The organism is Pantoea sp. (assembly GCF_039594315.1).
Taxonomy (GTDB): domain Bacteria; phylum Pseudomonadota; class Gammaproteobacteria; order Enterobacterales; family Enterobacteriaceae; genus Pantoea.
This window is the reverse complement of sequence record NZ_JBCNNP010000003.1, coordinates 114,865-127,810: the sequence shown is the minus strand read 5'-3', so window position 1 is coordinate 127,810 and position 12,946 is coordinate 114,865. Positions and strand designations below refer to the sequence as shown.

At 54.8% G+C, this 12,946-nt stretch carries 11 protein-coding genes; 1 reads left to right on the top strand and 10 read right to left on the bottom strand.

What is annotated here, in order from left to right; all coding sequences use genetic code 11:
• Positions 1-57: 57 nt before the first annotated feature.
• Entirely contained in the window at positions 58-1,125 is a 1,068-nt protein-coding gene (locus ABDW13_RS03680; protein WP_343551057.1) for an SDR family oxidoreductase, read from the bottom strand.
• A 100-nt stretch (positions 1,126-1,225) separates the two neighbouring features.
• On the opposite strand from ABDW13_RS03680, the gene ABDW13_RS03675 reads away from it, so the two are divergent.
• Positions 1,226-2,128, top strand: a complete 903-nt coding sequence (locus ABDW13_RS03675; RefSeq protein ID WP_343551056.1) for a LysR family transcriptional regulator — start codon at positions 1,226-1,228, stop codon at positions 2,126-2,128.
• 59 nt (positions 2,129-2,187) lie between these two features.
• Here the strand turns inward: ABDW13_RS03675 and ABDW13_RS03670 are convergent, their stop codons facing one another.
• From ABDW13_RS03670 to ABDW13_RS03630, 9 genes are all read right to left on the bottom strand, one after another.
• On the bottom strand, positions 2,188-2,838 hold the full coding sequence (locus ABDW13_RS03670) for a methionine ABC transporter permease (RefSeq protein ID WP_343551055.1): 651 nt from the start codon (positions 2,836-2,838) through the stop codon (positions 2,188-2,190).
• Positions 2,822-3,922, bottom strand: a complete 1,101-nt coding sequence (locus tag ABDW13_RS03665) for an ATP-binding cassette domain-containing protein (protein WP_343551054.1) — start codon at positions 3,920-3,922, stop codon at positions 2,822-2,824. The genes ABDW13_RS03670 and ABDW13_RS03665 overlap by 17 nt, the downstream gene beginning before the upstream one ends.
• Before the next feature lie 2 nt (positions 3,923-3,924).
• Positions 3,925-4,731, bottom strand: a complete 807-nt coding sequence (locus ABDW13_RS03660; RefSeq protein WP_343551053.1) for a MetQ/NlpA family ABC transporter substrate-binding protein — start codon at positions 4,729-4,731, stop codon at positions 3,925-3,927.
• 20 nt (positions 4,732-4,751) lie between these two features.
• The gene (locus ABDW13_RS03655; RefSeq protein ID WP_343551052.1) at positions 4,752-6,113 is read right to left on the bottom strand and encodes an LLM class flavin-dependent oxidoreductase; all 1,362 of its coding nucleotides are present in this window, start codon (positions 6,111-6,113) and stop codon (positions 4,752-4,754) included.
• Positions 6,110-7,312 carry an SfnB family sulfur acquisition oxidoreductase gene (locus ABDW13_RS03650; RefSeq protein ID WP_343551051.1) on the bottom strand — a complete coding sequence of 401 codons (1,203 nt, stop codon included), beginning with the start codon at positions 7,310-7,312 and terminating at the stop codon, positions 6,110-6,112. Before ABDW13_RS03650 ends, ABDW13_RS03655 begins: the two co-directional genes overlap by 4 nt.
• 9 nt (positions 7,313-7,321) lie before the next feature.
• Complete coding sequence (locus ABDW13_RS03645; RefSeq protein ID WP_343551050.1) at positions 7,322-8,527, bottom strand: SfnB family sulfur acquisition oxidoreductase; 1,206 nt, start codon at positions 8,525-8,527, stop codon at positions 7,322-7,324.
• Between the two features lie 421 nt (positions 8,528-8,948).
• Positions 8,949-10,379 (bottom strand): hypothetical protein, encoded by a 1,431-nt coding sequence (locus ABDW13_RS03640; RefSeq protein WP_343551049.1) that lies wholly within the window; start codon positions 10,377-10,379, stop codon positions 8,949-8,951.
• A gap of 152 nt (positions 10,380-10,531) precedes the next feature.
• Positions 10,532-11,644 (bottom strand): lactonase family protein, encoded by a 1,113-nt coding sequence (locus ABDW13_RS03635; RefSeq protein WP_343551048.1) that lies wholly within the window; start codon positions 11,642-11,644, stop codon positions 10,532-10,534.
• Positions 11,645-11,915: 271 nt separating this feature from the next.
• On the bottom strand, positions 11,916-12,932 hold the full coding sequence (locus ABDW13_RS03630; protein ID WP_343551047.1) for a C45 family peptidase: 1,017 nt from the start codon (positions 12,930-12,932) through the stop codon (positions 11,916-11,918).
• Between the last annotated feature and the right edge of the window lie 14 nt (positions 12,933-12,946).

Here is a 12,946-nt window from a genome sequence, read left to right as displayed (position 1 = left end):
CACCAGAAATGGCGACCTTACAGCGTTGGGTGCGCATTTTTGCGCACCTCCGGCAACTTACTGCGGAATCACCTTCTCCGCTTTTAACCGATCAAACAGTTGAGTAAACGCATCCAGCGTAGAGCGATAACCGGTGAAACCCGCTTTGCGGCTTTTACTCATATCGGTAAACGCTTCCATCGGACGCCCTAAATCCGCATCGGTATGCCACCACGAAGCCAGTTTGTTAATATCGGCTTCACGCAATTGATAACGTGCCGCGATTTCGCGCCAAGCGTCAGCCGCATCCTGCATGCGCCCTTCCAACGGCATCATCTGCGCCGGATACGCCGCCGCTTCCACGCCGAAATAAGCCGCCAAACGTGGCCACAGCCAGTTCCAGCGGAACACATCGCCGTTAACCGCATTGAAATCCTGATTGGCTGCGTCAGGTGAGGTTGCTGCCCACAATAGTTGTTCCGCCAGCAAACCGGCATCGGTGACATCCGAGACGCCATTCCATTGCTCTGGTGATCCGGGGAAAATAAACGGCAAACCTTGTTCACGGCACAGCGTGGCGTACACCGCCAGCGTTTGGCCCATGTTCATCGCGTTACCCAGCGCATAGCCAACAATGGTGTGCGGACGATGTACGCTCCAGCGATAGTCATATTTCTCCGCACCAGCGAACACTTCGTCTTCCTGGGCGTAATAGAAGTTATCAACCGGCTGGCGGCCCTGCTCCTCGCGGAATGGCGTGGTCGGCACGGCACCTTTGCCATAGGCTTCAAATGGACCGAGATAGTGTTTGAGGCCAGTGACCAACGCCACATGCGCGCCGTTCAAACGCTCCCCCAACGCCTCAATAACATTACGCACCATCGCGCCATTCACGCGGATGTTCTCTTTCTCATTTTCCTGACGCGACCACACGCTAAAGAACAGCGCATCGGGTTTTTCCTGCGCCAGCGCCTCGCGTACAGCACCTTCATCAGAAAGATCAGCGGTCAAACTGCGGCAACCGTCTGGCACCGCGCCACGTCCACGCGACAAGCCGGACACTTGCCAACCTTCGTGCTGTAATTTTTCTGCCAGCGCGCGGCCAATCACACCGCTGATGCCCACAATCAATGCCTGCTTTTGCATTTCAATTCTCCTCAGTTTCAGTAATGATGAGTTTAATAGAGAATAAAATTCTCATCTCTGGCATTAATTCACAGCATTCACAACCTGAGTTCACTAATCGATGCACGATCAGCGCCTGAAAGATATCGTCCCCTTTGTTGCCAGCGTCGAGAGTGGCAGTTTCGCCGCCGCGGCTGAACGCCTGCATCTCACCGGTTCCGCAATCAGCAAAAGCGTCACGCGGCTGGAAACACGTCTTGGCTCGCGTCTGCTGGAGCGCACCACGCGCAGCCTGAAACTTACCGATGCCGGTAACGCCTATTACCAAACTTGTTTGCGCATCATGGAAGAGTTGGCCGAAGCGGAGGCGGTGCTGGCGGCGCAGCGCACCATTCCTTCTGGGCGTTTACGCCTGGCGGTGCCGAATACTTACGGTCGGCTGGAAGTGATGCCGCTGCTGATCCCGTTTTGCCAGCAGCATCCGGAGGTTGAACTCAATCTGAGTTTCTCCGATCGTTTTATCGACTTGTTTGATGAAGGGATTGATATGGCAGTGCGCATTGGCGGTTCGCCCGATCTGCCTGCCTCTTTGGGATGTCGACAGCTGGGCCGCGAGCGCATGGTGTTTTGCGCCGCACCCGCCTATCTAAACCGCGTGGATCGTCCGCACAGTGAAAGTGAATTACTGCAACATCAGGCGATCATGTATGAACGCGTTGATGGCAGCACCAAGCCGTGGCTATTTATGACCGAAGATGGGCATCCGCATTGGCGCAATGTGCCGCACCGCATGGCGTTAGGTGATGTCGATGCGCAGATGCAGGCATTGATTGCCGGGCTGGGCGTGGCGCAAATGCCGTCATGGCTGGTGCGTGAAGCGTTGGCGCGCGGCGATCTGGAGATTATTCTGCCCGAACAGCAACCGGACGGCTTGGCGTTGTCGCTGATTTGGCCGCGCCGCAAACAACTGCTACCGAAAGTCGATGCGTTGCTGGCGGCGTTAGAAGGATTGCAGATTCGGTAAATTCCATACGCGCCGTAAGGTCGCCATCCATGGCGACCCTGCCCATCACCGCACCGCAATTAACGATGATTCAATCGCCGCGACAACCGATCGCCGCAGAACTGCAATACGGTCACTAACGCCACCAACACCACAATCACCGTCAACATCACTTGCATATCAAAACGCTGGTAACCGTAGCGATACGCCAGATCGCCTAAACCGCCCGCTCCAATCGCACCCGCCATGGCCGAGGCGTTGATCATCGTCACCAACGTAATGGTAAATCCGCTGACGATTCCGGGGCGCGCTTCAGGCAGCAGCACATGCCAGATAATATGCCAGCGATGAAAACCCATGGCCTGCGCCGCTTCAGTCAACCCTTTGTCCACTTCGCGCAGGCTCACTTCCGCAATACGCGCAAAGAAGGGTGTCGCCGCCAGCGTTAACGGTACCACCGCCGCCCATACGCCGTAAGTGGTGCCGACAATCCAGCGGGTAAACGGAATCAGCGCCACCATCAAAATTAAGAAAGGAATCGAGCGGAACAGATTCACCAACCAACCTAGCACGCGATTTAACAGCGGATTGGGAAAGAGATCGCCGCGTCCGGTTACCACCAAAATCACCGCCATCGGCAATCCCAACGCCAGCGCCAATAGCGATGACACGCCCACCATCAGCAGCGTATCCAGCAGCCCTATCCATAAACGATCAATAGCCAGTGACATAGCCGGGTATCTCCAGTTGATCAGCCAGTTGTGTCAACACCGGCTGCACCGCATCCGTTTCATGGCGCGCATCCAGCAGCAGCAACATCTGTCCAGTAGGTTTGCCATCCACCCACTCAACGGCGCTGTACACCAGCGTTAACTCGCCGGAAACCCGCGCACTGAGCGCGGCCAAATCCGGCTGCGCGCCTTGTCCGGTATAACGTAAGCGCACCAGCACGCGGGAATCTGCCCGCTGACGTGTTGGCGTTAATAACGGTTGAACCGCTTCCGGCAGCGTGCTGAATTGCGGATTGAGCAGTTGCCGCGTCGTTTCTTGCTGCGGATTGCTATAAACCTGCCACACCGCACCGCGCTCAATGATTTCCCCCTGATCGATCACCGCAACTTGATGACAGAGATCGTGCACCACATCCATTTCGTGGGTAATCAGCACGATAGTGATGTGACGCTGCTGATTGATTTTCTTCAACAGAGCCAGGATGGATCGCGTGGTTTCCGGATCGAGCGCCGACGTGGCTTCATCACAGAGCAGCAATTCCGGATCGTGCACCAACGCACGCGCAATACCGACGCGCTGTTTCTGCCCACCAGAAAGCTGCGCGGGCCACGCATGCTGACGCGCTTCCAGCCCAACCAGCGCCAGCAGCTCGTCTACTTTGCGCTGACGTTCTGTCGCCGGTACTCCGGCCACTTTCAGTGGCAATTCGATGTTTTCACGCACCGTTTTCGCCGACAGCAAATTGAAGTGCTGAAAAATCATCCCGGTACGCCGCCGCCAATCCACCAGCTGACGATCGCTTAAACTGCCGAGATCGATACCATCAATCACTACCTTACCGCCGGTGGGATTTTCCAGCCGATTGAGACAGCGAATCAGCGTCGATTTACCCGCACCGCTGCGGCCGATAATGCCGAAGATCTCGCCGCGCTTGACCTGCAAATCGACATTCTTCAGCGCCTCCTGCGTTTGTCCGGCATAGCGCTTCGTCAAGCCACGAATCTGCACATGAACGTTCCCTGTCGTCTCGGCCGTCGGTGACAGCAGCGCATCGCGCTCCCCGGGGAGGCTCAGGCTAACCATGCTTACTGGCTCCAGCCCGGTTGATACAGCTTGCCGTAGAAGTCATCCAGTTTGGCGCGCACCACTGGAGAATGTTGGTAGATATCAACAAACTTCGCCAACCGCGGATCGTTCTGATGTCCATCGCGCACCACAAACTGAATCACATATTCGGGATGCTCGAGGCCATCAAACAGCAGCGCATTGTTGGGATCGATGGTTTTCGACAGGCGCAGATAGTGTGGATAGCCCTGTGCGAGATCCACTTCATCCAGCGAGCGTGAAAGCTGCACCGCTTCCACTTCAATAATCTTGAGATGCTTTGGATTCGCGACGATGTCATCCACGGTGGATTTGAGACCCACGCCCGGTTTCAGGGTAATCAGTTTGGCTTTTTGCAACAGCAGCAGGCCGCGTGCGCCGTTAATCGGATCGTTGGCAATCGCCACCGTGCCGCCATCGGGAATCTGGTCAATCGCGCTATGTTTTTTGGAATAAAGGCCGATGTTATTGATGATTGCCGGTGCAAAGGGCACCAGATGGAATCCGCCCTGATGATTCGCGTTCTCGAGGAAAGGTTTGTGCTGGAACAGGTTCACATCAATATCACCGTTTTCCACGCTGACGTTAGGTGCAGTCCAGTCGGTGAATTCCACCAGCTCAACATTCAAGCCCTGTTTTTTGGCTTCAGCCACCGCAGTTTCCAGCGGCGGCGCAAAAGCGGCGGTGGTACCCACTTTCAGCGTGCCGCTGTAGTTATCGGCGGCGACGGCGCTAAACGCTAGCAATGCGGCGCTGGCGGCCAGCGCAAAATGACGAGTCATGTTCATAACAGATCCCTGAGGTTAAATTAGCGAAGGTTAAAAGTGTCACGCCAGCGCGCCGCCGGATGGCGATCGGGCAAACGGTCATGTTGTTGAAAGATTTTATGCCGTAGCGAACCGGGCTGATATGCGGTTTTGAAGCGCCCGCGCTGTTGCAGTTCTGGCACCACTAAATCGATGAAATCGCGGTAACTCTGCGGATTAAGGATGCGTGTCAGGTTAAAACCGTCGATATCACCCTCATCGATCCACGTAATCAGCGCATCCGCGACCTGGTTAGGATTGCCAACAATCAGCGGATAACGGCTACCCATGGCGTGTTGCTCCAGCAAGCGACGTCGCGTCCAGCCGCTGAAGGCTTTGCTCACCGATTCAATGGCGCGCGTGTCGCCAGTTTGAATTGGCTCATCCAGTTCGAAGGCCGCCAAATCCAAGCCAATCGAACTGGAGAAGTGCGCGATGCCCGCTTCCGGGCTGGCGTATTCGAGATAGCTGCGCTGTTTTTCCTGCGCCTCACGTTCTGTCGGAGCCACAATCACACTCACGCCCATAAAAATGCGCAGATCGTCTGGATGGCGGCCGGCCGCTACCGCCGCATGACGTAAGCGGGATGATTGCTCGCGCATTGCCGCTGGCGAAGCGGCATTCACAAAGCTGCACTCAGCATGACGTCCGGCGAACTGCACGCCGCGCGCCGAGGATCCCGCCTGAAACAGCAACGGCGTGCGCTGCGGCGAAGGACTACTCAGGTGATAGCCCTGCACTTGATAGAATTCGCCTTGATGATTGATTTGCCGAATTTTATCGGCATCGGCGTATACCCGATTCACTTTGTCCTGCTTCAGCGCATCATCCTGCCAACTGCCTTCCCACAGCTGATAAGCCACATCAAGAAATTCATCGGCCTGATCGTAACGACGATCGTGAGCCAGCAACTGCTGCTGACCCATGGCGCGCGCGGCGCTGTCGAGATAACCGGTGACAATATTCCAGCCAATGCGGCCTTTAGTAAGATGGTCAAGCGTTGAAAAGCGACGCGCGAAGGGATAAGGCGCTTCATAACTCAGATTGGCCGTGACGCCAAAACCGAGATGCTGCGTAACGCTCGCCATGCCAGAAATCAGCATCAAGGGGTCGTTAACCGGCAACTGGATCGACTCTTTAGCCGTTAAGCCGATGCTGTGCTGATAGACGTCATACACGCCAAGAATATCGGCGATAAACAAGCCATCAAACAGCCCGCGCTCCAGCAAACGCGCCAGATCCAGCCAGTAATCCAGCGAGTTAAAATCCACCGAACGATCCTGCGGATGCGTCCACATACCGTGATGAATATGCCCAACACAATTCATATTGAACGCGTTGAGCAGAATCTGTTTTTGGCTCATATCGTTCCCCGACGAGGCGGCAGTACGCCATTTAGCAGATAGTTGCCAATCGCCGGATATTTCCAGCGCACCGGATCGTGCAACGTATGGGTACGCGCATTGCGCCAATGGCGATCAAGATTGTGTTCACGCAGGCTGGAACGTGAACCGCCGAGTTCAAACAGCAGATTGCTGGCTTCCAGTGACACCTCGGTGGTCCAGGCCCGTGCCTTAGCCACTTCAATCGAGGCCAGCGCCACCTTTTCTGCACTGGAATCGCGCTGCGCAGCATCAACAGCATCACCTGCTAGCGCCAGCAAGGCATCGCCCGCACTCAGTCGTGCCGCCAAACGCCCGGTGCGATCCAGTGTTAACGGATCGTCTGTGGCACGATCCACGCCGCTGTCTGGCCACGGACGCGCTCGCTGACGCAGGAAATCCAGCATGTCGTTAAACGCCGCACGTGCGATGCCTTGATCAATGGCGGCATGCATGATTTGCGCAAACGGGCCCACAGTGGTTGGGCGCTCGAATGCCGTCTGGAATGGCACGACATCCTCCGCGGCAATCGCCACATCATGAAATTGCACGCTGCCGCTGCCGGTGGTGCGTTGTCCAAAGCCGCTCCAGTCGTCGATGACGACGACGCCGGATTGCTGACGCGGTACAAACACCAGTTGTTCTTTGCCGTCATCGGTAATCGCTAACGTTGGAATGCGATCGGCATACAGTGCGCCGGTGCAGTAGAACTTGTTGCCGTTGAGACGTAAGCCTTGCGCCTGGTGCGACACTGAGGTTGAACGTTGATGTGCCGCCGCTGAACTGAACTCCGCCAAGGCATTGCCATGATGAACACCGGCTAACACTTCGGCATACAAACGCTGTTTTTGTGCCTCGCTTCCGTTAATTCGCAACACTTCTAACGCGTAAAAGTGGTTTTGCGGCACCTGACCAATCGAGCCATCCGCGGCACTCAATATCACGAAAATCTCGGCCAATGCGGCGGTGGAAATCTCAATCCCGCCGAAAGCTCGCGGCACGGTGATGGCACCGAGTCCGGATTGAAACAGTTGCTGAAGTTCAAGGTGCGGCAACTCACGCTGGCGATCGCGCTGCGCGGAGCCAGTTTGAAAACGTGTCGCCAATTCTTGCGCCAGCTGTAAGGCTTGCTGAGCACTGTTAATGCGCAAAGCCCGCTGCTTGGGTGATACCTGCGTCATGTTCGCTCCTTAAATCCACGCATGACGCGCAGGCAGCGCGTCGTTGAGGTAATAGTTGCCGATGGCGTGCGTCTTCCAACGCACCGGGTCGTGCAACGTATGGGTTCGTGCATTGCGCCAGTGGCGATCAAGCCCATGGCGCAATAACGTTGCGCGACTGCCGCCCCATTCGAGCAACTTCTCACTGGCGCGTAGGGCGACTTCAGTGGTGAGCACTTTGGCTTCGGCCACCGCAATCGATGCCCTGGCGCAGCTTTCGGCAGTCAACGATTGCAAGTCGATACGGTCCAGCACTTTTGCCGCTCGCACCAACAGCGCATTGGCGGCGCTAAGCTCGGTGCTGATGCGCCCGACATCGGCTAGGATGTAGGGATCGTCAGCGTTGCGACTGACATTGGCATCGACCCATGGACGCGAACTGCTGCGCACAAATTCCAGTGCGTCATCCAGCGCTCCCTGCGCAATACCGGCATCAATCGCCGCCTGAATCAGCTGAGAAACCGCACCGCGCAGCGTCGGCTTATCAGCGCCAGGCAGCGGAATTAATAGTGCCGGATCAATCGCCACCTGTTGCAGTTTTACCGTGCCGCTGGCGGTGGTCCGTTGGCCAATACCCGACCAATCATCCACAATCTCCACGCCGCTGGCGGGCAGCGGCACAAACGCCATCATCGGTTGCTGATCCTGCATGGCGGTGGTGGCCAGAATGTCGGAGAACAACGCGCCAGTGGAATAAAACTTCTCGCCATTGAGTTGCAGGCCGTGTGACGTCGTCACCAGCTGTGCCTGCACATCACGCGTGTGTTTGGTGTTTTTCTCTGGACCACCATTGCCGAGACGCTGCCCGCCGACCACCGCACGCAACAGCTGTTGCTGTTGCTGGGGTGTGCCTTCACCGAGGATGAACTGAATTAAGCCGAAGTGATTTTGGGGAATTTGTCCCAGCGAGGGATCGCTGGCGGAGATCAGCCGAAAAACCTCTGCCAGGGTTTGGAACGACAATCCCGCCCCGCCAAACTCACGCGGCACGCTGATACTGCCCAAGCCGGATGCAGTGAATTGGTTAAGGAAATCGATAGGGTAAAGGCGCTGCTGATCGCGCTCTAGCGCACCCTTTTTCGCCTGTTCGGCAATTTGGCGCGCAGCGGTAATCGCTGCGGCATCGCTATCTAAAACAGCGGCATGGTCAATAATAAAGTCACTGATCTGAGTCATCGCGGATACCACTTTTACGACGCAGTAAAGAGTCAGTCCGCAATAAAAGTACTGCGAACCCTAAAATGAATAACACATTGAGCGCGATGATAATCAGTGCGATTAAAACAAGTAAATAGCGAGGTTATGCTATATCTTGCAATGGGTTTCTATTATTAAGCTATGGATTTATTGAAGCACAACAATAGGCTGGCGGCGGCGCTGCGGGGAATTAATGCGTATATAAATGCGGCGAGTAATTCTTAAGATCAAATAACGCAATTCAATTTTAAATTACGCATATAGTTATTAATGCCGATACCCGCACATTGCGTAGCGGCGCAATTTATTGCGCAATGTTGCGTCGGGGCGAGAAAGTCAAAACAACGCGATAAATCGCGCCGCTACAGATCGTGCGAGATTGAGTAGCGGCGCTTAAATTTTAATTATTAACTTCTGGGTCAAACAGCGCCGCGGCAAAACTGCGCGTGGATTCATTTTTCGCGCTATGCGGAATCTGCACGCTATCCACCAATTTCGCCAGCTGATAGGTTTGCACCGTTTCGTTCTGCGTTAATTGCTGCGAATAGTGTGCCGTCAGTTCGCCTTTCTTATTCTGCGTCACCGCCGTTTGGCTGCGTTCTTCATCATCGATTACATGATATTTGTAGTTTTGCGAGGATTTCTGCTCAGTGAGCTTCGCCGCTGAAGCGGAATCCAGCGCGGTATGGAAACTGGCTTTGAGTTTAAACAGCGTTTGTTGGCTGAGCTCCTGCGTGTCGCCATGCTGCTGCGAAGTGGTTTTCTGCGCCACGTTGAGCGAGAAGGTATCTTCCTCTTCCGGCTTGTACGGATTACCGGAAACCGGCGTCTGCTGATACGAAGCCGAGAAATCCGCCAAGCCGCTGATGGCACCATTCTTCGCTGCATTAGCGTCAATCGACTTCACGCGCTGGGTATTAATGCTTTCGCTGGCTTTACCGTCGGTGGTATTGAGCGCGCGGAAGCTGTCTTTAAACAAATCCAGCATGTCACGATTGCCGTGACCGCGCGCCGCTGCCTGATCGAACTTGCTGCTCCACTGATCCAACGCCGCTTGCTGCTGTGCTGCGCTACCCGCTTGGGTCAGTTTCGACACATCGGTATCCAGCTTGATACTGACATCACCATTATGGAAACCGAGCCAACGTTCCTGATCATCCGCATGCAGATTCAGTGATTGTGTCACCTTGTCGCCATTACGCAGATCGGTCTTCAAATCGACGCTTTTCAATTGCGAACTACCAAACTTCATTAAATCGCTGATATCGAGCTTGGTGCTGCTGCCATCGAGACCATCTAGTGTCTTTTGCAAACCGGCGGATAACTGGCCGATCGCCATCGCCTCGTCATTACTCAACTGACCGCCGCTGGTTTTCAACTCGACCACCATGCCGTCTTGCTGACGCGTCATCTGCAAACTGACCTGCACGCCAGATTGCGTGGTGATGGTCATTGCCAATGCGCTTTGGCTGCTGCTTTGCGCGCCGCTAACCGCTGCGCTCGCCGGGACACTCAAAGTCACATCGCCGCGCTGACTGACCAAATTACTCAACAAGGTGCTGCCGAGGCCGTTCATTGCCACGCCGCCTGAATTAGCCGCGCCGTTGAGTTGTGCTTGTAGCTTGCTGCTGATATCGCCCGAACTTTGTACCTTAGCCGGTTCGATTTTATAGATCGCCGCGATTTCGTCGCTGGCCTCACTGAACGTCACTTTGGTTGACGCTTCCGCCGTTAAGGCACTTTGCGCATTTTTGTTGTTGATCGACGGCGTGACCACCGCATTCGACGCAATAAGATTTCTTAGTACGCTGCTGCCAATCCCGTTTAGCATGAAAATAATCCTCGTTGTGTACTATTCCTGAGAGTTATCGGCATTGAGACGGGTAGCTTTAGCCACGTTTTTGTGATGTGGTCGCCATTTATGGTGACCGTGAGAGTTGGCACGAATTAAAGGTGCGCATTAATGCGCACCTTCATCAAAAGTCAGTTAAAGAATTTGATATCGGTAGGATTCGGCATCTTCGCCACTTCACCCGCTGCTTGCAGCGCGCCGCTTTGCGCATCGAAATGGAACAGGGTGATGTTGTTGGTGAACACGTTGGCAACGTAAAGATATTTGCCGCTGTTATCAAAGGAGAAGGCGCGCGGTTCAATACCATCGGCTTTGTAGCGTTTCGGTTCGATTAGCATGCCATCCGCGCCGATTTTGAACACCACTAAACTGTTATCCGATCCACGATTGGCGGCAATCACATATTTGCCGTTCGGGCTCAAGATTATGCCACCGGCACTTTTGAATTCGGTGCTGCTGTTTTCCGTGTTCAACTTCACTTTGGCTTGCGGCTCCAGACGATCGTCTTTCACCGCAAACACCACCACTTCACCGGCCATTTCGGTGGTGACATAAGCATGTTTGCCGTCTGGCGAGAACAGCATGTGGCGCGGACCAGAACCTGGCGTAAAGCTGACATCACGCGCGGTATCGGCCACTAATGGCTGAGTTTTACCGGCGTGATAAGCAAAAGCATGCAACTTGTCGCCGCCGAGATCCGCCGCGTACAGATATTTGCCATCATGGGTGAAGGTGGTCGAATGCGCATGGCCGCCATCCTGACGATCTTTAACCGCGCCCGTTCCGCTGGCAAACGGGAAATTCTGCACCTGTTCGCCCAGCGATCCGTCATGACGGATCGGGAACACCGCTACGCTGGCGCCACCTTTGGCCACCGAATAGTTGGCAACAAACAGGAATTTGCCGTCCGGGCTAATAGTCGCGTGCGTAGGCTGTTGGCCATGGCTGTCCACGGCATTGATTACGCGGACTTTACCACTGTTATCAATCGCCAACGCAGTGACCGCACCGGCATTTTCTTCATTAGTGGTGTAAGCAAAATGCCCATCGTGCGATTTCACAATCCACGATGGGCTTTTCATTTTGATGAAATCAAGCTGCGTCAGGCTGCCGTCGTGATTGACCTTCAGACGGTATAAACCTTCGCTGGGATGACCGGGATTTTGCACCAACGGCGCATCCGGGATGCTGGTCCATGTGCCCACTAAAGCTGTCTGATTGGTGTGTTGCGCTGCGTTTGCCATTGCACTCCCCGCTAAAGTAAAAACAGCTAGCGATAATGCCACGGATAAACGCGATGCCAAACCGCCATAAGCGGATTTATTGTGCTTATTCATAGATCTACCTCACCATAATCGGAATTTTCTAAGCAAAACATCACTGAAAAATTGGATTTATTATCGGAATGGCCGCCACAGATGCGGGCCGCTTAACGACTATAGTGGGATTGAATTGAATGGGGCCCGAGCAAGGTGATCGGGCTCACAATGTTGCAGATTTGTTAGGAAAAAAGCGCTATACCGTCAGCTTCAATGCGGCAACGTCACGATTTTCAGTGAATATTTGCGCGCTGACTTGCAGGTTGCTGAGCACAAAAATCGCTGTTGCCAGCGTGTTCTCTTCATCGGGATCGTGCGGTGACAGACGGTAGATTGGTAATTCAGCATTATGCTGATCCGACAGAATCTTCAGCGCATCCTCTGCATTCAGTTGCGCCTGCGTTCGCTGCCAATCTTGCAACCGCGCCTGACGCGAGCCAGAACTTGCCGTCACCACTTGTTCCAGCGGAGCAAGTTGCTGATGTATCAAATGGTTAGCGTGACCAAAAACGGCTGCAAGTGGCAGCACCGAACAGCCGGTTCCTGTGGCTTCGACACTGAATACGCGAGAATCGCCGAGCTGTCCTAAAGTGTGATGAAACGCGCCTGCGCGCGACGCGGCAGTGAGAATGCCAATGGCTTCATCCAGTGTATGCGCATTCAACGCGGCGCGCGCCAAAATCTGGCGCGGCATGCCAGCTGGACGTTCGACAGCACGAATATTGTTAACGGTGTTGACCAGCCCTTTTTCATTCACCGCAAAAGTATGACCGCAAATCGAGCCAGGATAAGCAAAGCTGGTGAAGGCCAAACCGTCAGTTGGCGTGATGCTGACCAGCGCACAATCCTCGCGCAACTGCGGGAAACCGTCTTCGTTATGGGCAATCACTCGCTCACCGTTGGCGCTTACGCCAGCTACCGTGGTGCAACCGTCCGAGGTTGAGCGCACCAGATCGCCGCGACAGTTCCACGCAAACACCTCATCTATCGGCGCGTGCAAGCCCGCCGCCATGCCTTCAAACTCCTGCCAGATCAGCGGAAACTGCGTTTGCACTGCCGCGCGCATCGCCAGCGTTTGGGGCGCATCTTTCATGGCGATGACGGTTTGCCACAGCGCGATTTTTGTCAGTTTGTTATGCCAGGCGGCGCGGCCAAATTCGCCGAGTTGCTGACCGACTTCGAAGGCTGAACCGCTAAGGGTGATTTTTTTCATAGAGAGAGTCTTCA